The sequence below is a fragment of the Chryseobacterium koreense CCUG 49689 genome, assembly GCF_001045435.1.
GTDB classification, from domain to species: domain Bacteria; phylum Bacteroidota; class Bacteroidia; order Flavobacteriales; family Weeksellaceae; genus Kaistella; species Kaistella koreensis.
In genome coordinates, this window is sequence record NZ_LFNG01000001.1 from 14,015 (window position 1) to 36,329 (window position 22,315).

17 protein-coding genes and 1 tRNA gene are annotated in these 22,315 nt (G+C 39.7%); 10 read left to right on the forward strand and 8 right to left on the reverse strand.

The window, feature by feature from the left end; all coding sequences use genetic code 11:
• The first annotated feature begins 141 nt into the window (after positions 1 to 141).
• From recQ to ACM44_RS00085, 4 genes are all read left to right on the forward strand, one after another.
• Positions 142 to 2,346, forward strand: a complete 2,205-nt coding sequence (gene recQ, locus ACM44_RS00070; protein ID WP_048498068.1) for a DNA helicase RecQ — start codon at positions 142 to 144, stop codon at positions 2,344 to 2,346.
• Between the two features lie 411 nt (positions 2,347 to 2,757).
• Complete coding sequence (locus ACM44_RS00075) at positions 2,758 to 3,843, forward strand: glycosyltransferase (RefSeq protein WP_048498069.1); 1,086 nt, start codon at positions 2,758 to 2,760, stop codon at positions 3,841 to 3,843.
• A gap of 82 nt (positions 3,844 to 3,925) precedes the next feature.
• Positions 3,926 to 5,749 carry a BspA family leucine-rich repeat surface protein gene (locus ACM44_RS14805; protein ID WP_053215413.1) on the forward strand — a complete coding sequence of 608 codons (1,824 nt, stop codon included), beginning with the start codon at positions 3,926 to 3,928 and terminating at the stop codon, positions 5,747 to 5,749.
• Between the two features lie 228 nt (positions 5,750 to 5,977).
• Entirely contained in the window at positions 5,978 to 8,524 is a 2,547-nt protein-coding gene (locus tag ACM44_RS00085; protein ID WP_083993606.1) for an adenosylcobalamin-dependent ribonucleoside-diphosphate reductase, read from the forward strand.
• Between the two features lie 371 nt (positions 8,525 to 8,895).
• Here the strand turns inward: ACM44_RS00085 and ACM44_RS00095 are convergent, their stop codons facing one another.
• A complete protein-coding gene (locus tag ACM44_RS00095) occupies positions 8,896 to 9,492 on the reverse strand; it encodes a c-type cytochrome (protein ID WP_053215420.1) in 597 nt (198 codons plus the stop codon).
• A 664-nt stretch (positions 9,493 to 10,156) separates the two neighbouring features.
• Here ACM44_RS00095 and lpdA point away from each other — a divergent pair.
• From lpdA to ACM44_RS00115, 4 genes are all read left to right on the forward strand, one after another.
• On the forward strand, positions 10,157 to 11,560 hold the full coding sequence (gene lpdA / locus ACM44_RS00100; RefSeq protein WP_048498072.1) for a dihydrolipoyl dehydrogenase: 1,404 nt from the start codon (positions 10,157 to 10,159) through the stop codon (positions 11,558 to 11,560).
• 90 nt (positions 11,561 to 11,650) lie between these two features.
• A complete protein-coding gene (locus ACM44_RS00105) occupies positions 11,651 to 11,908 on the forward strand; it encodes a DUF4160 domain-containing protein (protein WP_048498272.1) in 258 nt (85 codons plus the stop codon).
• Between the two features lie 2 nt (positions 11,909 to 11,910).
• The gene (locus ACM44_RS00110; protein ID WP_048498073.1) at positions 11,911 to 12,165 is read left to right on the forward strand and encodes a DUF2442 domain-containing protein; all 255 of its coding nucleotides are present in this window, start codon (positions 11,911 to 11,913) and stop codon (positions 12,163 to 12,165) included.
• 85 nt (positions 12,166 to 12,250) lie between these two features.
• On the forward strand, positions 12,251 to 12,505 hold the full coding sequence (locus ACM44_RS00115) for a DUF2442 domain-containing protein (RefSeq protein WP_048498074.1): 255 nt from the start codon (positions 12,251 to 12,253) through the stop codon (positions 12,503 to 12,505).
• Positions 12,506 to 12,533: 28 nt separating this feature from the next.
• On the opposite strand, the gene ACM44_RS00120 is transcribed toward ACM44_RS00115, so the two are convergent.
• Entirely contained in the window at positions 12,534 to 12,737 is a 204-nt protein-coding gene (locus tag ACM44_RS00120; RefSeq protein WP_048498075.1) for a KTSC domain-containing protein, read from the reverse strand.
• Between the two features lie 50 nt (positions 12,738 to 12,787).
• Here ACM44_RS00120 and ACM44_RS00125 point away from each other — a divergent pair, with 50 nt between their 5' ends.
• The gene (locus tag ACM44_RS00125) at positions 12,788 to 13,612 is read left to right on the forward strand and encodes a CvfB family protein (RefSeq protein ID WP_048498076.1); all 825 of its coding nucleotides are present in this window, start codon (positions 12,788 to 12,790) and stop codon (positions 13,610 to 13,612) included.
• A 90-nt stretch (positions 13,613 to 13,702) separates the two neighbouring features.
• Here the strand turns inward: ACM44_RS00125 and ACM44_RS00130 are convergent.
• The 4 genes from ACM44_RS00130 to ACM44_RS00145 all read right to left on the reverse strand — a co-directional run bounded on the left by ACM44_RS00130 (position 13,703) and on the right by ACM44_RS00145 (position 16,421).
• Positions 13,703 to 13,776: transfer RNA gene (locus ACM44_RS00130), tRNA-Pro, on the reverse strand.
• 41 nt (positions 13,777 to 13,817) lie between these two features.
• The gene (locus tag ACM44_RS00135) at positions 13,818 to 14,165 is read right to left on the reverse strand and encodes a hypothetical protein (protein WP_048498077.1); all 348 of its coding nucleotides are present in this window, start codon (positions 14,163 to 14,165) and stop codon (positions 13,818 to 13,820) included.
• Positions 14,166 to 14,169: 4 nt separating this feature from the next.
• Positions 14,170 to 14,559: a VOC family protein gene (locus ACM44_RS00140; protein ID WP_221247208.1), complete on the reverse strand. Its 390-nt coding sequence runs from the start codon at positions 14,557 to 14,559 to the stop codon at positions 14,170 to 14,172.
• 83 nt (positions 14,560 to 14,642) lie between these two features.
• On the reverse strand, positions 14,643 to 16,421 hold the full coding sequence (locus ACM44_RS00145; RefSeq protein ID WP_048498079.1) for an AMP-dependent synthetase/ligase: 1,779 nt from the start codon (positions 16,419 to 16,421) through the stop codon (positions 14,643 to 14,645).
• A gap of 171 nt (positions 16,422 to 16,592) precedes the next feature.
• On the opposite strand from ACM44_RS00145, the gene ACM44_RS00150 reads away from it, so the two are divergent.
• Complete coding sequence (locus ACM44_RS00150; protein ID WP_048498080.1) at positions 16,593 to 17,732, forward strand: acyl-CoA dehydrogenase; 1,140 nt, start codon at positions 16,593 to 16,595, stop codon at positions 17,730 to 17,732.
• A gap of 549 nt (positions 17,733 to 18,281) precedes the next feature.
• Here the strand turns inward: ACM44_RS00150 and ACM44_RS00155 are convergent.
• A complete protein-coding gene (locus tag ACM44_RS00155) occupies positions 18,282 to 19,442 on the reverse strand; it encodes a DUF4349 domain-containing protein (protein ID WP_048498081.1) in 1,161 nt (386 codons plus the stop codon).
• Between the two features lie 54 nt (positions 19,443 to 19,496).
• Complete coding sequence (locus tag ACM44_RS00160; RefSeq protein WP_048498273.1) at positions 19,497 to 22,310, reverse strand: gluzincin family metallopeptidase; 2,814 nt, start codon at positions 22,308 to 22,310, stop codon at positions 19,497 to 19,499.
• Positions 22,311 to 22,315 lie beyond the last annotated feature (5 nt).

Sequence of the window (22,315 nt, forward strand, 5' to 3'; positions counted from 1 at the left end):
TAGGTGAAAGCGACCCAGGTTTTTCATCGGCTGATTCCTCACTTTTAACAAAAATTTAAGCAAAGAAAAGTTTCATTTTTTTCTAATCTGATTTTTATTTTCTAACTTTGGGTAAAATGCAAATTTAGCAAACAATATTCAATGAAGACAAAAATCGCCGAATTATCGAAGGAATTGAAGAAGTTATTCGGCTTCTCTACATTTAAAGGACAACAGGAAGAAATCATACAAACGCTGCTCGATGGAAAGGATGTTTTCGTTTTAATGCCGACCGGAGGAGGAAAATCGCTTTGTTATCAGTTGCCAGCACTCATTTCTGAAGGAACCGCCATCGTGGTTTCGCCATTAATCGCACTGATGAAAAACCAGGTGGATGCGGTCAATGGACTTTCCGAAGCGGAAGGAGTTGCCCACGTTTTGAATTCATCCTTAAATAAAACCCAGACCAAACAGGTTTTCGACGACATCAAATCTGGAAAAACCAAACTTTTGTATGTTGCTCCAGAATCACTGATCAAGGAAGAATATCTTGAGTTTTTGAAGGAGGTGAAAATCTCGTTCGTGGCAATCGACGAGGCGCACTGCATTTCTGAATGGGGACACGATTTCCGCCCGGAATACAGGAACCTGAAACTCATCATCGACAAGATTGCGGATGTACCTGTAATCGCGTTGACCGCCACTGCAACTCCAAAGGTTCAGGACGATATCCAAAAAACTTTGGGAATGACGAATGCAGTGGTGTTCAAGGAAAGTTTCAACAGACCGAATCTGTTCTACGAGATTCGCCCGAAAATCAACGTGGACAAAGAAATCGTGAAATTCATCAACAAGAATAAGGGGAAATCCGGAATCGTCTATTGCCTGAGCCGAAGAAAAGTGGAGGAATTCGCGCAACTTCTTCAGGTGAATGGAATTAACGCGCTTCCTTACCACGCCGGTTTAGACCAAAAAACCAGAGTCGCCAATCAGGACAAATTCTTGATGGAGGAATGTGACGTGATTGTAGCCACTATAGCTTTCGGAATGGGAATCGACAAGCCGGATGTGCGGTTTGTGATCCACTACGATATTCCAAAATCGCTCGAAAGTTATTACCAGGAAACGGGAAGGGCCGGAAGAGACGGCGGTGAAGGACATTGCCTCGCTTTCTACGATCCGAAAGATATCGAAAAACTGGAAAAGTTTCTAGCCCAAAAGCCGGTTTCCGAAAGGGAAATTGGTTTGCAATTGCTGAATGAAGTAGTAGGTTACGTAGAAACTTCCATGAGCAGAAGGCAGTATATCCTCTATTATTTCGGAGAACAATTTGACCCTGTAAATGGCGATGGAGCGAAGATGTGCGACAATTCCGTAAATCCGCCAAAACTGAAAGAGGTGACCAAAGAATTGAAATTGGTGTTGACTTTGGTCAAAGATTTAGAGGAAAAATTTAAGACGAAAGATCTTATTGCAGTTATCGTTGGCAAAGAAAATCCGGTGACGAAATCCTATAAACTGGAATCCACGAAACATTTCGGAATCGGGAAAAATGAGTCCGAAAATTTCTGGAAATCGATTATCCGGCAAGCGACGGTGCAGAATTTTTTGGCTAAAGACATTGAAACTTACGGGGTGTTGAAAATAACCGAAAAAGGTCAGAAAGTCATTGACGGAAAAGACAAAAACGCTTTCCTGATCGCAGAAGACCGGGAATATAACCTGGAACAGCAGAAAGCCGATTCCGAGAAAATCCAGGTGCAACAAAGCGGTGGTTTAGACCAAAACCTTTTCAACCAATTGAAAGATTTAAGGAAAACGGTTGCCAAAAAACACGGAATTCCGCCGTACACCGTTTTTATGGATCCCAGTTTGGAAGATATGACGGTGCAATATCCGATCACCGTGGAAGAAATTGGGAAAGTTTACGGGGTAGGTGAAGGAAAAGCAAAAAAATACGGAAAAGAATTTGCCGAGTTCATCAAAAAGTATGTGGAGGAAAACGATATTGAACGAACTCAGGATATGGTGCTGAAAGGTGTTGCGAACAAATCCAGCCACAAGGTTTTCATCATTCAAAGCACAGACAAAAAAATCGATCTGGAAGACATCGCCAAGGCCAAAAACCTCTCCATCCAGGAACTGCTGAAGGAAATGGAGCAGATCGTGTATCAAGGAACAAAACTTAATATTGATTATTATATAGACGAAAACTTTGATGAAGACATCGTGGAAGAATTCATGGAATTCATGCGGGAAAGCGAGAGTGACAGCATGAAGATTTTGCTGAAGGAATTTGGCGACGATTTGACGGATGAGGAAGTGCGGATGTTGAGGATCAAATTTATTTCGGATGTAGCAAATTAGCATAAGTAAAACGCAATTGGTAATGGACGAGAAGATTTTAAATACAAAAAATCGAAATCCTGCAATGAGTCCGCGGTTTAGAAGATGAACGAATCATCCGCGAACTGCTTGATTTGAAGTTGCGGATTGAGAAACTGAATTTGGTTTCCGAACCCAAACAAAAATGGAAGTGAAGGATGATTTCGAAGAAAGATGGGCAAGTGGAACGAATTCAGAGCAATCGAGGTCGGAATCAAAACGGAAAATTCGTGAGTGGTGGGGGAAATAGCAATTTTTTACACCAATGAAAACACTACATGGTACATTTTCTTTGACAGAAAAGATCACTGATTTCTGATTAACCACCTTATTAACAACCACTCAAAAGACTTCTCGGAATTATTATAAATTTGGAATTGCACAAGCTTTTTGATGAACCACCCACAAAAAACCATCCTTTTCATCCTGCCGGATTTGGAAGCAGGCGGCGCTGAAAGAATTGTCACCACCATTGCGAACCATCTGCCGCGGGAAAGATTCGAGCCTAAAATCCTTTTGCTCAGAAAAGAAGGTGCTTATCTGGAAATCCTTAAGGATGATGTGGAAGTTGTCGATATGAATGTGCGGCGAATCCGGAATTCACTTTTGCCAATTTTAAATGAAATCAGGAAAAGAAAACCTGAGATCGTTTTCTGCGGTTTCGGCGAGGTGAACGCGTATATTTCCTTTTTCATCAAAATGTTTCCGAAAACGAAATTCATCGCCAGGGAAACCAACGTGGTGTCTAAACACGTCACCCGGAAAGACATCCGCTTTTTCTACAAATTCTACAATAATTTTCATAAAATCATCTGTCAAAGCGACGATATGCAGGAGGATTTGGTTGAGAACTTTAATATTAAAAAGGACAAAATCGTTAAAATCAACAATCCGGTTGATTTTGATTTTATCGATGGCCAATTGGAGGAATCCATTAAGCCGGAAATTTTTGAAAGCGGTTTCAAAAATGTCGTAGCGATCGGAAACCTCTCTGCCAGAAAAGGTTTTGATAATCTACTGAAAATTTTCACCTATCTAAAAGATGAAAAAATTCTGCTTCACATCTTAGGTGACGGAAAAGACCGTGAACAGCTTCATCAAATGAAAAATGATCTGGAACTCGAGAACGTAATCTTCCACGGACAGCAGAAAAATCCTTATCAATTCTTGAAGTTTGCCGATCTGTTCATTCTTTCCTCGCGCTATGAAGGTTTCCCGAATGTTTTGCTGGAAGCAGGAGCATGCGGAACTTATTCCTTGGCAAACCATTGTCCCGGAGGAATTTCGGAAATCATCCAGCCAGGAATCAACGGTGAGATTTCGGATATTGAGAATCACGCTGAATTTGCGAGAAAAATTGTTGATGTATTATCCCAAAATCATGATTCTTACACCATCAAAAATTCAGTGAAGTCCAGATTTTCAAAGGAGATTATTCTTGGGAAGTACGAGGATTTGTTTTCAAATATACTTCAATAAGTCTTCGATATTTTTTGATTTATCAATATTTCAAAAATTCTCATTCTTTCTTTCTTATATTTGGAAACTATTATCTTAGATTATGAAACGAATTTTATTTTTTACACTTCTATTTTTTTGTGCGGGTATATTTTATGCACAGAATGAATTCATCACTGTTTGGAAGCCGGCTCTAAATTGGGATGGAACAACCTCTAATACTAGTTCCATTGTGATTCCGGTAACAGGAACGTCTTTGGCCATTAGCTGGGAAGAAGTTGGTTATCCTTCACATAATGGAACTACAACTTCTACATCGATAGATTTTGGAGTACCGCTAAATCCAGGTGGTTTCGCTGAAGCTATCTATAAAGTGAAAATTTCGGGAAATGTGCAAACCATCAACTTCCTTGTAAACAGCCAGTCCGCCATGAAATTATTAGAAGTTTCACAGTGGGGAACATCCGTCTGGACCGACCTTGCAAGTGCTTTCACTAATTGTATCCACCTCAATATTACTGCTACTGATTACCCCAATTTAGTCGGAGTAAGTTCTTTAAAAGCAATGTTTAACAATACTGATTTGTCAATTGCAAATATAGAAAATTGGCAAACCTCCACTATTACAGATATGTCGGATATGTTTGGAAAGGCGAAGAATTTCAATTCTAATATTGGGAATTGGGATACTGCTCAAGTGACAAATATGCACAGTATGTTCAATGGTGCATCTAAATTTAACCAGAATATAGGGAACTGGAATACCTCAAATGTTACCTCAATGGGCTTAATGTTTAAGGGAGCATTTTTGTTTAATCAAAATTTAAACAATTGGAATACCTCTAAAGTAACCAATATGTTTGAAATGTTTAATTACGCATTTGCTTTTAATGGAAATATCTCAAGTTGGGATGTCTCAAAAGTTACCCAAACGAACAGAATGTTTGCGGGCGCAGGTAATTTTAATCAGAATATTGGCAATTGGAATACGTCTTCACTCACATCAATGATCGGAATGTTTATGGACGCGGTATCCTTCAATGCCAATATCGGTTCATGGAATGTGTCAAATGTTGCGGATATGTCTTACCTTTTTTCTGGTGCGTCATCTTTTAACCAGAATATTGGTAACTGGGATGTCTCAGGTGTTAATAATCTGCTGGGTACTTTTTCAGAAGCAATTTCTTTTAATCAAGACATTGGGAACTGGAACACACAAAATGTAATGTTTTTTGCTGGAACATTTTATAATGCATCATCCTTTAATCAAAATATTTCAACTTGGAATACTTCTGCGGCAACCTCGATGGCTCTTATGTTTCAGGGTGCAACGAGTTTTAACCAGGATTTGTCATCATGGAACACCTCCAATGTCTCCAGTATGGAGCGGATGTTCGAAGGTGCTACCTCCTTTAATCAAAGTTTGGCAAATTGGAATCTGAAAATGCTAAATAACGGTCCACAAAATGTCTCATTATTAAATCTTTTCACCAATACCGCATTAAGTTGCATTAATTATGACAATACACTGCAAGGTTGGGCGCAAAATACTGAAACACCAAACTTCTTAGATTTGGGCAATGTTTCCGGCATCAAGTATTCCAGTCCACAAGCAGTTACTGCAAGGAACTTTTTGTTGATGAAGGGTTGGGTAATTAATGGTGATACCTACGATCCAAGCTGTAATCCTTTAGCAACCAACGAAAAAGTAAAACGGGATTTTGTCGCTTATCCAAATCCGGTTTCTGAATTTCTGTTTGTGAAGGTTCCGATTACTCAAGAATTCAAATTATTTAATGCAAATGGTCAATTAATAAGATCTGGCAAGCTCGTCGAAGGTGAAAATAAGATAGATTTTTCAAAATTGTCAAAGGGTCTTTATCTTATTCACGTAAATGGAAAAACTGAAAAAATTATCAAAAGATAAAGTTTTCATTCTGAATTTTATTAACAATCTGCTCAACTTAAAGCAGATTTTTTTGTTTATGAATATGATTAAAATCATATTCTTGTTACATAAACTTGTTAACTTTTCATTAAATTAAATACTTTATTTATTTAATTATCAGGTTTTTATGTACAAAAATTTGCAAACTTTTTGTAAAGTCAATTTTCTTTTGTAGTTTTAATTCGACAAATATCTAAAATTTTGGAGATGAAAACTGCCACAAAAAAGAAAACGATTTTTACTTATGATGATGCCTACCGCGCAACTTTGGAATATTTCGAAGGTGACGATTTGGCAGCAAAAGTTTGGGTAAGCAAATATGCGCTGAAGGATTCGGAAGGAAATATATACGAACAAACTCCTGATGATATGCACCGAAGAATCTCATCCGAGATTTCCAGAATCGAAGCAAAATATCCGAATCCGCTTTCTGAGCAGAAGGTTTTCGATTTGATCAAGAACTTCAAATACATCATTCCGCAAGGCAGTCCGATGACCGGAATTGGAAACCATTTCCAGATTGCATCGCTTTCAAACTGCTTTGTGATTGGAAACATCACCGATGGCGATTCCTACGGCTCCATCATGAAAATTGACGAGGAACAGGTTCAGCTGATGAAGCGGAGAGGAGGAGTCGGCCATGATTTGTCAAACATCCGACCGAAAGGTTCTGCGGTAAAGAATTCCGCACTTACTTCCACCGGTTTGGTTCCGTTCATGGAGCGATATTCCAACTCCACACGGGAAGTTGCGCAGGACGGAAGACGCGGTGCTTTAATGCTTTCGGTTTCCATCAATCATCCTGATTCTGAGGATTTCGTGGATGCAAAAATGGAGCAGGGAAAAATTACCGGCGCTAATATTTCCGTCAGAATCGACGACGAGTTTATGAAAGCGGTGGTGAAAAATAAAGGTTACATCCAAAAATATCCGATTTTCAGCGATCACCCGAAATTCCAAAAAGAAATCAAAGCGACCGACTTGTGGAAGAAAATTATCCACAACGCCTGGAAATCTGCAGAACCGGGCGTACTTTTCTGGGACACCATTATCCGGGAATCTCTTCCGGATTGTTATGCAGATCTCGGCTACGAAACGGTTTCCACAAATCCATGCGGAGAAATCCCACTTTGTCCTTATGATTCCTGCCGACTTTTAGCGGTGAATCTTTTTTCTTATGTCGAAAATCCATTTACCAAAAAGGCGAAATTCAATTTCGACCTATTTAAAGAACATGTGGGCTACGCTCAAAGAATGATGGACGACATTATCGATCTGGAAATCGAGAAAATTGACGCCATTCTTGCAAAAATTGAGGCAGATCCGGAAAGTGAGGAAATCAAATCTACCGAAAAAAATCTTTGGATCAAGATCCGCAAAAAAACGATCGAAGGAAGAAGAACCGGAGTTGGAATCACTGCGGAAGGCGATATGCTCGCAGCTTTGGGAATCCGCTACGGAAGCAAAGAAGGAAATGAGTTTTCTACTTTGGTGCATAAGACTTTGGCTTTAGCCGCTTACCGTTCTTCTGTGGAAATGGCTAAGGAAAGAGGAGCTTTCGCGATTTATGATTCAAAGAGGGAAACGAAAAATCCATTCATTTTAAGAATTAAGGAAGCGGATCCGAAACTCTACAAGGATTTGCAAAAATACGGACGAAGAAACATCGCTCTGCTCACGATAGCGCCTACAGGAAGTACATCTCTGATGTCGCAAACCACTTCCGGAATCGAGCCGGTTTTCTTGCCGGTGTATAAAAGGAGGAGAAAGGTAAATCCAAATGACAAGGATGTCCGCGTAGATTTTGTGGATGAAGTCGGCGATTCCTGGGAAGAATACATGGTTTTCCACCACCGTTTCAAGCAATGGATGGAGGCGAATGATATAGATACCGATAAAAAATACACCCAGGAAGAAATCAACAAAATCATCGAGGTTTCTCCTTACTACAAAGCCACTTCCAACGATGTGGACTGGCTGAGCAAAGTAGAAATGCAGGGCGCGATCCAAAAATGGGTAGATCACTCGATTTCCGTAACCATCAATATTCCGAACGAGGCTACCGAAGAACTGGTAAACCAGCTTTACATCAAAGCGTGGGAAGTCGGCTGCAAAGGAGTTACTGTTTACAGAGACGGTTCGCGTTCCGGCGTTTTGATTTCTGCGGAAGACAAAAAAGAGGAAGGCGCTGAAGCCCCGAAAACCGTGTTCCCAAAAAAACGTCCGCAAATTCTGGAGGCCGATGTGGTGCGTTTCCAAAATAATAAGGACAAATGGATTGCCTTTGTTGGGCTGATTGACGGAAAACCCTACGAAATTTTTACCGGTTTAGCAGATGATGAAGAAGGAATACTGCTTCCACGATGGGTGAATGACGGAGTGATCATCAAAAACCGTGACGAAGACGGAAAATCCCGTTATGATTTCCAGTTCAAAAATCTGCGTGGCTATAAAACAACTATCGAAGGACTTTCACATAAATTCAATCCCGAATTCTGGAATTATGCGAAACTGATTTCCGGAACTTTGAGACATGGAATGCCGCTGGAAAATGTGGTGGAACTGATTAACAGAATGGAGCTGAATTTAGAATCCATCAACAACTGGAAAGCCGGAGTAGCTCGTGCATTGAAACGCTATATCGCCGATGGAACGCACGCTGCAGGGAAATGTTCAAGTTGCGGTTCTGATCAGGTAATGTATCAGGAAGGCTGCCTGACCTGCAAAAATTGCGGAAGCTCGAAGTGTGGCTAAAAACCGAAGTCAGAAAATGGAAGTCTGAAGTAGATCTCCAGTTATGCTGAAAATGGTTTTGTTTTGAAAATTAGGTTTCCCGCAGTAGAAAAATCTGGTTTTGAATTTCAGTTCAAAATCATCTTGGTGAGAAAACGCTCAATCCGTCAACCATTTGACAGCGTTAGTAGAGCGAGCTTTGAAACGCTATATCCGCGATGGCGTCGAAGCTGGTAGAAAATTTTCTAATTGCGGCTCTGACCAAGTGCTTTTTCAGGAACTTTGCCTCACTTGGACGAATTTTGGGAATATTAAGTTTGAATAAAACGATGTTTTATAAAAATGAAAAGACGCAAAATTGCGTCTTTTTTGTGACAAATAATGAATGCCCATTACATTTTGTCTGGTGAGATCGGCGCAGGGACTAAGTTTTTAACGGGTTTAATGCTTTTCAAGTACATAAAAATAGCATGGATATCTTCATCGGTCATTTGCGTTAAGTTATTCCATGGCATCGGAGGCAAAAGCATCCGCTCGCCGTCCATCCCTTTATACTTGCCTTCCGTGATTGCTTTTTTGAATTGTTCTTCGGTCCAGTTTCCCAGACCGGTTTCATCAGGGGTTAAATTGGCGGAAAAAGAAACACCCCATGGTCCGGCGGAAGCTGTGAGATCCGGATAGAATACCGCAAATCCCTGTTTAATCATCGGTTCTGTAAATTTCGCAATTGGCCGGTCCGAAGGGAATCCCGATAACATTAATTCCGGGATAATTTCGGGTCCGTTTGCGCCCATTTTTTTGGGGGAATGGCAATCGTGGCATCCCATCGTTGTAACCAGATAATTGCCTCGTTTGACAATATCTTCAGGTTTAATTAACTTCGAATGTTCTTCACTCGAATCTTGTTTAACATTGGAGCATGATGCATTATAAAAAATCGCAAAGCTTGTTACGATTAATGCCCAAACTGTAAAATTGATTCTTTTCATGACATTTAGTTTTTTTGTTTTTTCCAAATTATTTGGCTTTTCGGAATTTGCCCCGTTTTTATAAGTGGTTTCTGGTCTCCACATTGATTTCATTTTTTATAGGCTCTTTTTTATTTAAGAATAGCTAAAACTGCAATGGCTTACCATAAAATAGGTGTCTCTTCACTCCTTTTTTATCTTAAAAGATCTTATTGGATTTACTGCTTTTAAAAGTTAATCGATTTATTAACTGTTTCAAATTTAAGAATTAAAACTGATAAACTAAATAAATATGGTAATTTTTTGCACAGTTTTTTGCGAAAAACGCAGTGTTATTTTCGTTGTTTTACCAGTAATACAATTGTACAAAGGGCACAAGAGCGTATAAAAGAAAATAGGAAAATACTTTCTACGGGTTGCGTGGGGATTGCAGAAAGAAGTGGCGAAAAGATAAATTACTGGGATAAATTCAGGCTAAAATCCCAGATCAAACGCATTAAAGTTGCCGAGAATTCACAAATAATTTAACTGTATGACAAGGTATTGTATCCAGCAGATTGCATCGTCATTCATGACACATTCCCAGCAACGACAAACACCAAAAATCTCTTTAAATCCATAGGATTGGAAGGGAAAATATTTTGTAAATTTGCGCTACTTTTAATTAAATCATAAAAAGATAAAGATGAGTCAATTCGATGTTACCGTAATCGGTTCCGGTCCAGGTGGTTATGTGGCGGCAATCCGTGCAGCGCAGTTGGGTTTCAAAACTGCCATTATCGAGAAATATCCCACGATGGGAGGAACCTGCCTGAATGTGGGCTGTATCCCTTCAAAAGCGCTTTTGGATAGCTCCGAGCATTTCGAAAACGCCAAACATAATTTCGCCAACCACGGAATCATCATCAGCGAACCCAAAGCAGATCTGGGCAGAATGGTGGAAAGAAAAAACGAAGTCGTGGACCAAACCACCAAAGGAATCAAGTTCCTGATGGACAAAAACAAGATTACCGTTTTCGAAGGAGTGGGAAGTTTCGAATCTCCAACGCAAGTAAAAGTAACAAAGAATGACGGTTCCTCCGAAATTCTGGATTCCAAATACATCATCATTGCGACAGGTTCAAAACCATCCAATTTACCTTTCATCACTTTAGATAAAGAAAGAGTCATCACTTCCACAGAAGCGTTGAACTTAAAGGAAATCCCAAAAAAGCTTTTGGTAATTGGAGGTGGAGTCATCGGGCTTGAATTGGGTTCAGTTTATTTGAGATTAGGTGCAGAAGTGACGGTGATAGAATTCATGGACAAAATCATCCCCGGAATGGATGGTGCTTTGTCTAAAGAATTGCAGAAAGTCCTGAAAAAACAGGGAATGAAATTCGAACTTTCTACGGCGGTTTCGGCGGTGGAAAGAAGTGGTGATTCTGTGAAAGTGACCGCAAAAAACAAAAAAGGAGAAGAGGTGACTTTCGAAGGGGATTACTGTTTGGTTTCGGTAGGTAGAAAACCATACACCGACGGACTTGCACTCGAAAAGGCCGGAGTGGATATGGATGAAAGAGGAAGAGTGAAAGTAAACGACCACCTGCAAACGAATGTTTCCAATATTTATGCAATCGGAGATGTAATCCAGGGAGCGATGCTAGCTCACAAAGCGTCTGAAGAAGGCGTTTTGGTCGCAGAACAATTGGCAGGACAAAAACCGCACATCAATTACAACCTGATTCCGGGAGTGGTTTACACTTGGCCGGAAGTGGCGGGAGTAGGCAAAACTGAGGAGCAACTGAAAGCAGAAGGTGTTGCCATAAAAGTTGGAAATTTCCCGATGAGGGCATTGGGAAGAAGCCGTGCTTCAGGTGATCTGGATGGATTCATCAAAATTATCGCAGACGAAAAAACTGACGAGATCCTCGGAATGCACATGATCGGAGCGAGAGCGGCGGATTTAATCGCAGAAGCAGTGGTGGCAATGGAATACAGAGCAAGTGCGGAAGATCTCGCGAGAATGTCTCACGCGCATCCAACCTATGCGGAAGCAGTGAAAGAAGCAGCTTTGGACGCAACGGCTAAGATTGCGCTTCACTTTTAAGATATCATTCCTTATCGATTTTATAAATAAAGAGAAGTTTCGGCTTCTCTTTTTATTTCAAAATCATTAACTTAGCATAAATATATGAGCGTGCCGGAAATAAGTCGTTTTTACGGAATCATTATTCAGATGTTTTTCAAAGATCATCATCCGCCGCATTTCCATATAACATATGGAGAATATCGGGCAGTGATAACGATTGAAAACGCAATTGTGGAAGGAAATATGACTTCGAAGGCATTGAAATTGGTTTTTGAATGGATGGAGCTTCATAAAGATGAACTAATGGAAAATTGGGAACTTACCCAAAAAGGAGAGTTACCAAAAGCTATAGAACCTCTAAAATAATTATGATGACTTTAATTTGGGTTACAAAAGCAGAATATGTTTCAGACTACAAGATTAATTTTACCTTTAATACAGGGGAAGAGGTAATTGTAAATTTGGAACAATATCTGGATGATGGTATTTTTTTGAAATTGAAAAAAAAGGATTACTTTAGAAATTTCAAGCTCAATTCCTGGACGGTAGAGTGGGAAAACGGAGCAGACTTTTCCCCAGAATTTTTATATTCGTTAAAACCTGATAAAGAATTGATTTTATAAATAAAGAGAAGTTTCGGCTTCTCTTTTTATTTCCCGGAATTCCATTATTTTATAGCTAACTTTGATTATATCAAAAGTAAAACTCATGAATAATATTAAACTCACAAAAGCCAGCTATGTTTCTGAATACACTGTTAATCTGGAATTTAGCACCAATGAAAAAATGACCGTCAATCTTCAACGATTCATTGAAAAACCAGAGTTTTCCGGATTAAAAAACCAAGAAATATTCAAAGATTTTAAAATTGAAGACGGGAATTTGGTTTGGAAAAACGGAGCCCATTTCGCGGCGGATTTTCTGTATGGATTGCCGAATGAAACAGAGCTGAGTTGCTCATAAACGAGTTGGACGTAGATGAAGAATTCAGTCAAATAACGACTCGTTGCTTACAAGTGAATTTTCCTTTAATGTTCCTGTTCAGGAATCCGCCTTTTGAAAACGAACTTCTAAACCCTTCGAAAATTGAAAAAGGGACCTGGAAATAGTCGTAAACTTTTCCCGAAACAAACATGATGGTGAGAATCATCTGTTCGGTATTGTAGGAGAATTTTTTGATGACATTTGAAGGCATATTTTTCTTTTTACAAATTTCATTCCATTCATTTAGTGTATTTTTGCAGCATGAATATTGGCAAAACCCAGACTCTAAAGATTTATGAGCACAATTCCTCAGGTTTTATACTGGTTGACGAAAATGAAGAGAAGGCATTCCTGCCCAAAATTTTCGCCCCCGAAAACTCATTGATTGGCGATGAAATTGAAGTTTTCGTCTTTCAGGACGATGACAAATTAAAAGCAACCACTGAAAAACCCTATGCAGAAGTAGGGGAGTTTGCGGTAATGAATTGTGTGCAAACCTTGCCGAGCGGCGCGTTTATGGATTGGGGAATCATCAAGGATTTGTTTATTCCCTACACCCAGCAAAAATTGAAAATCCAGGAAGGAAGACGATATCTGGTTTATATTTATGTTGACGAAAAAACGGGACTGATCACCGGAACCACCAAATTCAAGCGGAATCCACAATACACGGATTTACCCTTCAAAAATGGAGATCAAGTGGACCTGATTTTGATGGGCGAAAGTGAGCTCGGATGGAATGTCGTCATCAACAAAGAATACATCGGACTTATTTACGCAAGTGATGTTTACAAGAAACTTTATCCATTGTCTCAAGAAACCGGCTACATCAAAACCATTCGTGAAGATGGTAAAATTGATGTGACTTTGCAGCCGGAAGGTTTTGCACACATTGACGAGTTCCAAAAAATCATTCTGGAAAAACTGAATGAAAATTACGGTTTGCTTTACCTTTCCGATAAATCCTCGCCGGAAGAGATCAAAGACGAACTCCAGATGAGCAAGAAGAACTTCAAAAAAGCAATCGGCGGACTTTATAAGGACAAAAAGATTGAGATTTTGGAGGATAAAATCAGGTTGCTCTAATCTAAATAGTACTTGCGGTTTCAAGAACTAATCTTGAAAACGTTTTGATTATCAATAAAAAAAGTTCTTCAAAAGAGAACTTTTAATGAGTCGGGATGACTGGATTCGAACCAGCGACCCCTTGCACCCCATGCAAGTACGCTACCAAGCTGCGCTACATCCCGAAATTGCTGCAAAATTAATAATTTCATCCCACTTAGGAAACTCATTCTTTCCTCACCAGCAGAATCCAGTCATCCTCCAGAAATTTATAGCCGATATCGTAAACAAATCGGTATTCCGCACCGTTTTTATAAACCCGCAAGTTGGTGAAATAGTCAAAGTTGAACCCTTCTGAAGTGAGTTTGTTTCTAGTGGTTTTTGCCTTTCCATCCACATAATTCTGTTCAGCGAGAATTCGGTGGTTTTTGCGCAATTTGTTGTTGATGTTGCGCATCAGATTGGTGGAATCCTTGTTGTGTTTGTTGTTGAAGGCGTTTCTGCAGCCATCGTTACAGAATTTCTTGTCACTTCTGCCGATGATTTTGTCGCCACATTCCAGACAGTTGCTCATGGTGTTAGATTTTTTTGGCAAATGCGATGATATGTCCATCCGGATCGGAAAAATAAAAACAGCAATCTCCCCAATTCCGTTCTTCCAATGGACTGATTATTTTAATGTTCAATGCTTTTATTTCGCTATAAACTTTAATTAAATCATCGACATAGAGGTACAGTTCACACCGCGGAATTCCCGTTCCAGTAGATGGATTAGGAGTTTCGTTTCGCAATATTTTTTCAATTCCTGAATTGGGCATCAAACCCAAAACAAAGTCATTTGAAATCCGGAATTCAGACATTCCAGATACGTTCAAATCTGCATTTCTCCCCAATATTCTTTCATAGAATTTGGTGCTCTGCTCCTGATTTTCCACATATAAAATCGTGTGAACTTTTTCTATTTTCAAAATGATTGGATTTGTCTTCCATCAAATATAAAGAAAATATCCGCTTGCAAGCGGATATTTTTCTGAAAATCTTATGGTTGAAATTATTCTTCATGACCGTACATTTTATTGTACAGTTTAATGTATTTTTCCTTCACCGCTTTTCTCTTTAATTTTAGGGTGGGTGTCAATTCCCCGGATTCAATGGACCAGATATTCGGAGTGAGCTCAAATTTCTTGATCTGCTCCCAGCTTCCGAGTTTGGTGTTCAGGTAATCAATTTCTTTTCCGATTCTGGCGATCAATTCTGGGCTTTTTACCAGTTCTTCAGGCTTGTCGCCCAGTTGATATCCTTTTCTATCTGCCCAGTTCTTAACGAAATTGAAATCCGGCTGGACTAAAGCACACGGCATTTTTTCACCTTCGCCCACGACCATGATTTGCTCGATGAATTTGGATGCTTTAGCCAGGTTTTCAATCACTTGCGGAGCCACATATTTTCCACCGGAAGTCTTGAACATTTCCTTTTTCCGGTCGGTAATGTGCAGATATCCTTCGTCGTCAATATGACCGATATCTCCGGTTTTAAAATACCCGTCTTCTGTAAACGCTTCTTTGGTCATTTCCTCATTTTTGAAGTAACCCACAAAAACGGAAGGTCCTTTCACCGTAATTTCGCCATCTTCCTGGATTTTCACATCCAGATTTTCTAAGACATGGCCCACTGTTCCAATCTTGATTTTTCCGAAACTGTTCACTGAAATTACCGGGGATGTTTCGGTTAAACCATAACCTTCCAAAATTGGGATTCCGGCGTTTTGGAACATTTTATTCAGTCTAGCCGATAATGCCGCAGAACCTGAAACCAAAGTGATGATATTTCCACCCAAACCTTCTCTCCATTTGGAGAAAACCAATTTGTCGGCAATGATTTCCTTCAGTCCGGAAGGTTTGCCGATTCCCTGTTTCGCCTTGTTCACTCCTAATGCCCAAAGGAAAATTTTCGATTTCAGACCGCCCGCTGAAGTTCCTTTGTCATAAATTTTGTCATAAACTTTTTCGATCAAACGTGGAACTACCGACATCAGATGTGGTTTCACTTCCTTAATGTTGTCACCCATTTTTTCAATGCTTTCCGCGAAATAGATGGAGTAGCCGTTGTATTGATACAGATAAAACAACATTCTTTCGAAAATATGGCAGATCGGCAAAAAGCTGAGCACCTTTATTTCTTTGTAATCCAAGCCTTTAACTCTTGGAATCCTTGGATCGGAGGCCAAAACATTTGACACGATGTTTTCGTGCGTGAGCATTACTCCTTTTGGTTTTCCGGTGGTTCCGGAAGTGTAGATGATGGTTGCCAAATCATTGGCAGTAATGCTATTTGAAATATCTTCAACTTCGGTTTGTGTAGCTTCATCTTTACCTAAGTCCAGAATTTCTCTCCAATTCGCGGCACCGTCAATCTGATCAAAAGTGAAAATTCCCTGCAGTGAGCCAACATTAGGCTTGATCTGCATCACTTTGTCTAAAAGCTCCCGATCGGAAACGAAACAGTATTTCACCTCGGCATTGTTAAAAATAAAATCATAATCCTCCGGAGATATAGATGGATAAACCGGAACCGAAACCGCACCGATCTGAGAAATCCCCATATCCATGACCGCCCATTCCGTGCGGGTTGCAGTGGTGATCAGTGAAATTTTGTCACCGGGTTTGATTCCCAGTTTCAACAATCCACGGGAAATTTGATTGCCCATATTGATGTATTCCTGGGTAGAGGTTTTCTCCCATTCTCCATGATATTTTGTCACGAACATGTCCTCTCTCGCATATTTCTCCAATGCATTGTGAGCAAAATCAAAAATCCTTTTTATTGTCATAACTTAATTATTATTTATTCCTAAATTAAAACTCCGATTTCTTAAAATTGAGTTAATGTAAAAATATCATTTTTATTTTAACCTGCAAAACCTAATAACTGCCTGATTCCAATTAAATTTTTTCCTTTTTGGAAAAGTTGTAAATTTACCCTCAAATAAACAGTAAACTTTATGAATTTTAATTTAACAGAAGAGCAGTTGATGATTCAGCAAGCGGCGAGAGATTTTGCGCAGACTGAGCTTTTGCCCGGAGTAATCGAGAGAGATAATCTGCAGAAATTTCCACACGAGCAGGTAAAGAAAATGGGAGAACTGGGCTTCCTCGGAATGATGGTGGATCCGAAATATGGTGGTGCCGGAATGGACAGCGTTTCCTATGTCTTGGCAATGGAAGAAATTGCCAAAATAGACGCTTCTGCAGCGGTGGTCATGTCTGTGAACAATTCACTGGTTTGTGCAGGATTAGAAAAATTCTGCAATGAGGAGCAAAAAATGAAATACCTGAAACCGCTCGCAAGTGGTGAAGTAATCGGGGCATTTGCGCTTTCTGAGCCGGAAGCTGGTTCTGACGCAACCTCCCAAAAAACTACTGCCGAAGATAAAGGAGATCACTACCTCTTGAACGGAATCAAAAACTGGATTACTAATGGTGGAAACGCGGCTTACTACATCGTGATTGCACAAACTGATCCGGAGAAAAAACATAAGGGAATCAACGCGTTCATCGTGGAAAGAGGTTGGGAAGGCTTCGAAATCGGACCAAAAGAAGACAAACTCGGAATCCGAGGAAGTGATACCCATTCCCTCATTTTTAATAATGTGAAAATCCCTAAAGAAAACAGAATCGGGGAAGACGGTTTCGGATTTAATTTCGCCATGGCTGTTTTAAACGGCGGAAGAATCGGCATTGCTTCCCAAGCTTTGGGAATCGCTTCCGGTGCTTATGAATTGGCATTGAAATATGCTAAAACCAGAAAAGCTTTTAAAACCGAAATCATCAATCACCAAGCAATCGCTTTCAAATTGGCGGATATGGCGACCCAGATCACGGCGGCAAGAATGCTTTGCTATAAAGCCGCAGCTGAAAAAGATGAAGGAAAAGACATCTCAGAAAGCGGTGCGATGGCGAAACTTTACGCCTCCCAAGTTGCGATGGACACCACCATTGAGGCTGTTCAAATCCACGGTGGATATGGTTATGTGAAGGAATATCACGTGGAAAGAATGATGCGTGACGCCAAAATTACCCAGATTTATGAGGGAACTTCCGAGATCCAAAAAATTGTCATTTCACGCTCTATTTCCAAGTAAATTAAAATTCTAAAATCATGAAATACGTTTGGATTTCCTTGGTCACTGACCAGCTATGAATTTGAGTTTTCGATTGAAAACGAAGCGGTTTATAAACAGCTTGAAATGAACAGCGGGAAAACCTTCGATCTACACTACAAGGAATACCACGGAATCCTGCCTTGGAGAGGAAATACCAATTACGTGGTAGATCAGGTGATCAACATGAAATAGTATTTAGAAAAGAGTTTTAATCCCTTCAATTTTGGTTGAGGGGATTTCTTTTTTTTGTCAAAGTAAGAATTACCGCTCTTTATGGCGTTTCGAAAACAATCAGGAAAATAATCATCTTAAAAAACGGTTCACAAAAAATTTCAGTAGCTTTTTGGCGAGTGCATTACGACTTTTATTTAAAGTGAATTACAGTAGTAATCATTAGTTGGTAAGTTTTTTTGATTATGCTTTGAACAAGAAATAAAACGCCGGGGAAAATGAGTTATATTTTTTCGCAATGACGTCCACAAAATAAATCTTTGCAGTTTAAGAAACTCCAGTTTCCTCAATCATTGATCATTTCTTCGGCATATATTTTGAATAATCGGGATGTCCTCCGCTGTCTTTTTCCTCTTGATTTTCCGGTTCAGAAACTGGCTCAGTTGAAGTCTGATTTTCTTCAGGATACCGGATTTTTTGTTGATTTAAAGATTGTTGTCTTTCAAATTCTTGTCTGGCTTTTCTCTTTTTGTTTCTGGCGACGATATACCAAACCAAAATCCCGATCAGCAGAATCGGCCAAAACGGAAGCAGAAAAAGCAGTATTTCTCCTAATATTTTCGATCCCTGCAACAACGCGTTCGAGGATTTGTCGCCGAAAGTACCAGTTTTAAGGGAATCAGTGTCTTTATTAGCACTAATATTCGCCGAATTTTCATTTTGGAAAAGTGAAATTTCCACGTCGCAAAGCTGTTTCGAATCATAATCCATTCCTTGGGAAACAGTTGACTTCATCCGGATTTCGCCTAAAGTTGAAGCGGATTCCACCAATTGGTCAAAGTAGGATAGCGGAACTTTTGCCGAAAAAGATTCTTTCGAAATGCCCTCAGTTTGTGAAAAATTCTCGGCGACCAAATCGGCATGATGGTCCCGGAATTTCTGTTTCAAAAGCGCTTTCGCTTCTGTGAGGTTTTCCACCTGAATTTGAAGTTGGGCGGTTTTCACCAATGGATTTTTTTCAACAATTAAGGGAACTGTTGATGGCGAATTCTCACTTTGGACTTCAGATTTGGATGGCGTTTGAACGTTTTCCTTTTGTGTTTTTGTCTGTTTCAGGATTTTGTCGGCAGTCTTCGACAAAACATCCAGAGGATGCGCTCCTTTTTTCAGCGCGGAATTGGCGGAATCCAAGGTTTTCGCCAGGTCTGTTCCGGACTTCACGTTTTTGGTGATGTCCTGAATCTGTTTATTGATCGAGTCAATTTGCCAACTTCCGGCTTTTATCGTGGAATCGATCGCCTTTTTTTGTTTTTCGATTTCGGGAATGATTACTTTTCTGGCAATTCCGTCTTTGCTGTTGATCTTTTTGGAAATGGAATCGAGCGTCTTAATTCCCGCATTCGCTTTGTTGAACAGGGAATCAGCCTTTTTGATTTGGTCGGTGGTTTGCTGAATGGAGGATTTGTCGCAGGAAATGAGCGCAATTCCGATCAGGATGGAAAAGAAGAGTTTCTTCATTTTTAAGATTCGGTTAAAACATACCGTTTGAATCAAAATGTGTTCCTAAATGGATCAAAACCAGCCCCGCCTGAAGTAATTGGTGATTGCCGAGAAATTTACGGTCAAAGTAAATCGGATCCGAGTTCCATAATCTTTGAAAGAAGGTTCAAAACCCAGCGAACTCTGAACCGGAAAATAAACCTCCAGAAAATCGGGAACCACCTTCAGTTTCACCCCGGAATCCCAAATGAATTTCGGGTTGAAATGATGGTTCTTGTAAAGTCCGGCATCGGCATAAAGGTTGAACATTTTCCAAAGATGTCCATCCACGTTCACCGCGGTAATCCATTGATTTGCAGTTTGTCCGAAATAGGATTTAAAACCGCCATCGGCAATGATGAGCTGTTGCGAAAAAATCCCGGAAGTAGCGCTTTGACCCAAAAGTCCATAGGAAAAGGCAAAATTCGAAACCTTGGAAATACCGTAATCAAAAAGGTTGTTTCGGGTGTGGTTGTTCAAAAACAGTCCGCCAAAAAACCGGAAACTGATCTTTTTATTTTGCCGGAATTCCCAGCGGTAAAATGCTTCCGCTGAAATTCTCTGAAAATCCTCCATAAAAAGGAAATTCCCACTAAAATATTTTTCATGGATCATTCGCCGGTCGGAATAGGCATAACCTACGCTCCAAAGGTTGTACCGCGAATATTCATTTTGATCCATCTTTTTCGGGTTCAGATCTCTGTCGAAAAAATTGTAGGAAATGCCCAGACTTCTTCCGATGGCGCTTCTGGGGTTTTTGCTGAAACTCAAGTTTCCAAATAGCGTTAATTTTCGGTAGCTCAAATCGAAATCATAATGAAAGTAGGAACCAGTAATCCCAAAATCCAAACTCCGGTAAAAGCTTTCAGCAGGCTGGAAAGAGTAGGAGATTCCACCCGAACCGGTCATTGTTCCAGTTCCCGAACTAAAATAGGGTGTGAAAGTGTAATTGAATTTTTGTTCAAAAAGAGAAATGTTCCTGAAATTTAAACCCAACAAAATATTATCATAAGCATTAAAGCTCAATCTGGGATTCAGATAAATCTCATTAAATTCAGGATTCGGAATGTCCTTGAACAATTTGAGCTTCACCTTTTTTGTGTTGGCATAGATTCCTTTGGTGTAAAGGTAATTGTCCCGGAAATTATTTTCAGGGAAGATATATTCGCTATTGACCACGATTTTTTCCGCATTGGCTTGTGGAATGTTGTAGGTAATGGCTTTCCGGGAATGATCGGTATCAAACCAAAATTCTGATTTTTCCCCTTCCTTATTGATGGTTTCCAGCTTGAAAGGAATTTGTTGGTCGGTATTTTTTGAAATCTTCACCTGAAATTCGTCGCCAATTTTTTTAAATTTTTTAAGGTCAAAATTTACCCGGTTTTTCCTTTGGAGGAATTGCTCCAAAAACTCTGAAGAATATCCTGTAGCCAAAGTCAGGCGATCCAGAAAATCTTTCTGGTCCACTTTATTATGGGCATTTTGTTTCAGATAATCTGTGATGAAATCGTCAAATTTTTCATTTCCCATTTTCTCTGCGAGGAAAGAAAACAGACTTCCCATCTCGAAATGGCTGATTGCGGAACCATTGAAATTGCTGAGTTGGTAAAAAGGTTCAGCAATTCGCTGATCCAGATTCTGATTCATGATATACTGATAAGCCAATCCGTACCGCTCAGAAAGTTTAAGTTCGGATGCATGAAAAATCTTCAAAGGCTTCAGACCAAAAAGCTTCAAGTTTTCCGGCAATGCGCCCAAAAGTTTTTCATCCCGGTAATAGCGGTCGAGATACTGGATTTCCAGATAAGTTTTCAATCCGTTGATGAGCCAGTGATCCTCATTTTTGTCGAAAATCACAGATTGCTGAATGATGTTTTTGGAAATTGCGCTGAAATAATTCAAATCTGTCCTGATCCGTTGCGGAAAAAGAGGATAGCGGAGTTTCCAGAATTTCAGATCTTCAAGTCCGGTGAAATTTTGGTCTTTTTTGAATTTTTCGGTAATAAAGACTTTGTCCGGCAAACGCCCTATTTTATTCTTGATGAATGAAAGTTGAAGAGGGAGATAGAATTCCAAATGCTGTTTTTCCTCGCTGGTTAATGAATAACCAAAATCAATGAGAGTCACCTTTCCATCAACACTTGCATAAATTTGGTCGAATCGTTTTTCCGAAATCAGAAATTCCGGATCGTTGTTCAAAATTCCCTGAAAATAGTTGGGTTGCAATTCTTTGAGGTTACTCTTCACATTCCAGTTTGCGGGGACATCCAAAATGACGGTCCAATTATTTCCCGGACTTTCATTTTCGTCGATATCCAAAAACTCTCTATTTCCGTTATTTTCAGGGGCATCCGGAACGATGAAGAAATACTTTAAGTAAAAACGATTACCCTCTGTACCATAATCGGTAAACTTTGCGGAAGGAATCCTTAAAGTGTAATTTAAGGTAATTTTCAATACTTCTCCGGGTTGCAAACTTTTTTCCAAAGGCAGAAAAATATTTTGTTCTGAAGAATGGTTTTTATCGAAAAGCTGGTCGCCAATCCTGATCTCTAAATTTTCTAGACTGCCCAGTTCGTGGGGTTTTGCAAAGTACAGGTCACTTTTCCGGTCCTCTAATTTTCTGCCCAAAAGTGCGGTGTTCCTTGATTGGTACGCGGCAATCCAGTTGAGAAGTTTGATTTGATTTAAAGGTCGGTCGGTAGAATTGCTGAAATCGATTTCCTGGGAAACCTTCACATTAGGATTGTTTTCGGTGATTTTGGCCTGGATAAATATTTGATTTTGCTGCGCATGACCAACAACAAAACCAAGGAAAAAAACCAAACCGCAAAGAAATCTTTTCATCTTAA